This is a genomic window from Streptococcus sp. HMSC065H07 (assembly GCF_001837325.1).
GTDB classification, from domain to species: Bacteria; Bacillota; Bacilli; order Lactobacillales; family Streptococcaceae; genus Streptococcus; species Streptococcus salivarius_H.
Genome location: NZ_KV832058.1, coordinates 1 through 2528, shown reverse-complemented (window position 1 = coordinate 2528; position 2528 = coordinate 1). Strand labels below are relative to the sequence as shown.

Genomic DNA, 2528 nt, shown 5'->3' with positions numbered 1-2528 from the left:
CTTAGTAGCGTCAAGTTCCAACTTAGTTTCGTCGTAGTCATCAGAGATACCAACTGTTTGGATGTAATCCTTGTTGTTGGCGTCGAATTTAGTTGTATCGAGCCATACTTGGTAAACAAGTTTATCACCACGTTTAACAGACTTAGTATTGATGTTTTCAGCTTCATTGTTTGATGCATCATCAGCGTAAGGATTAGCATTTGTATCTGCAACCTTGTTAGCCAATTCTTTATCATCATCAACGAGCTTAGTACCTGTGATATCGAATTTTGCTTCAGAAACAACATATTTTTCTGGTTGGAACTTAGGTGTTTCTGGTGGGCGAACTTTGTTGTTGAACTCTTTATCGTTAGCGCTTGAAGCGAATCCGCCTGTTGAAGCGTGGTTAACGACAGTTGTGAGAACTTTGCCTTCCTTAGTAACTTCTACTGTTACAGTTGCTTTCATAGCATCATAAGTGATTGAAGTATCTTTACCAGCTACTTCTTCAACTGTGTAAGTGAATGTCTTACCAAGATCAGCTTTGTTGAACAAGAGTTTTTCAAACTTGATGTGACCATCTTTATCGTTGGTTACTGTTTGAAGAACCTTGTTGTCTTTGTCTTTCAATACGAAGCTGAACTCGCCTGCAGTCAACTCACGGCCTTCAAGTCGTTTAGTGAAGTTGAACTCGAGTGGAACTGGAACGTTGTTTTCACGTGTTTGAGTTGGTTTTTCAGGAGTTGTAACTTTCTTATTGAATGGGTTGTATTGGTGAATTGTTTGGTTAGCTGTATTTTCAATATCTACACCGTCGTTAGCATCAATGTCTTTAACAACAGCTGGAATATCAAATTTATAGTAACGACCAAACTCGAATTTAGTTGTATCGATGACTGGAGTAGCATCTGTTGCACTAATAGCTTTAGTCAAGCTTGCTTTAGATGTACCGTAGAGAACACCATTTTCAACTTTAATATCGAACTTGTCTGTAACATCCTTACCAGTGATACCATCGTAAACCTTGATTTCAGAAGCGTCGATATCGAGCTTAGCTTCTTCGTAGTTATCTGTGATACCAACTGTTTGAAGGTTGCTTTCTGCAGTGAAGTCACGAGTATCAAGCCATACTTGATAGTAGATCTTTTGACCACGTTTGAGGGTCTTACCATTCAAGTTTTGGATTTCAACTTTATCAGCTGAATCGTCGTCATCAGCAAGTTTGTTACCAATGATGTCGAAGCTTGGTTCTGAAACAACGTATTTCTCTGGTTTGAAGTTAGGAGTTACATTGTTATCGAAGACACGATCGTCACCACCATAAGCATCTCCACCTACTGTAGCGTAAGAGATAACTGTTGACAATTGATCTCCTACTGAAGGTTGGATAACTTGAACAGTAACATTGACTTTCATGTTATCGTAAGTAACAGTTGTATCAGTTCCTTTAACTTCTTCTACTGTGTAGTTGAATGTCTTACCAAGATCTGCTTTAGCATAGTTGATAGTAGAGAATTTAACTTTACCTTCGGCATCATTCTTAACTGTTTCAAGAACATTACCTTTTTCATCTTTCAATTCGAAAGTAAATTCTTTATCTTGCAACTTACGTCCGTTAAGTGTCTTACCGAAGATCAACTCGATAGCAGTTGGAACGTTGTTAACACGTTTTTCAGTTGGTTTGTTTGGTTTTTCAACAGTCTTAGTAGTTGGGTTGTAGTAGTTTACAACTTGAGCTGCTGTATTTTCAATTTCAGCACCATCGTAAGCACCGTCAGTAACCTTAGCTGGGATGACAAACTTGTAGTAACGTCCAAATTCGAACTTAGTAGTATCGATAATTTGAGTGTTTTCTGCATCGCCAAGTGACTTAGTGAAGCCAGCTTTAAGGTTAGCAGTAATCACGCCGTTAGCGATAGAGATGTCGAACTTGTCAGTAACATCTGCACCAGTCTTACCATCGTAAGCCTTGATATCTGATTGCTTAACTTCCAATTTAGCTTCATCATAATCGTCAGTGATACCAACAGTTTGGATGTTATCCTTGTTGTTAGCATCAAATTGATTTGTATCAAGCCATACTTGGTAGTTAATAGTGTCGCCACGTTTAACAGCTTTAGTATTGATGTTTTCAGCTTCATTGTTTGTTGGATCGTCGGCATATGGGTTCGCATTTGTTTCTGCGTATTTGTTTGTCAACTCTTTATCATCATCAAGAAGCTTAGTACCAGTGATATCAAATTCACCGTTGTGTTCGCTAAGAACATATTTCTCTGGTTGGAACTTAGGTTCATCTGGAGGTGTTACAACGTTGTTAAATTCTTTATCTGCAATGTCGCCTACAGTCGCGATAAGAACTTTAGCTGTTCCATCGTGTTTAACTGTAACTGTTACATTCGCTTTCATTGTGTCGTATGTAACGGTTGCGTCAGTTCCTTTAACTTCTTCTACAGTGTAGTTGTGAACACCTTCGTCACCCTTCTTGAATGACATAGCTGAGAACTTAACGTTACCAGATGCATCGTTGCTTACAGTTTCAAGAGTCTTAC

At 38.6% G+C, this 2528-nt stretch carries 1 protein-coding gene; it reads right to left on the bottom strand.

Annotation, left to right across the window (positions count from 1 at the left end; translation table 11 throughout):
- On the bottom strand, positions 1–2528 hold a 2528-nt coding region (locus HMPREF2637_RS10385), incomplete at both ends, for an SspB-related isopeptide-forming adhesin (protein WP_305367102.1).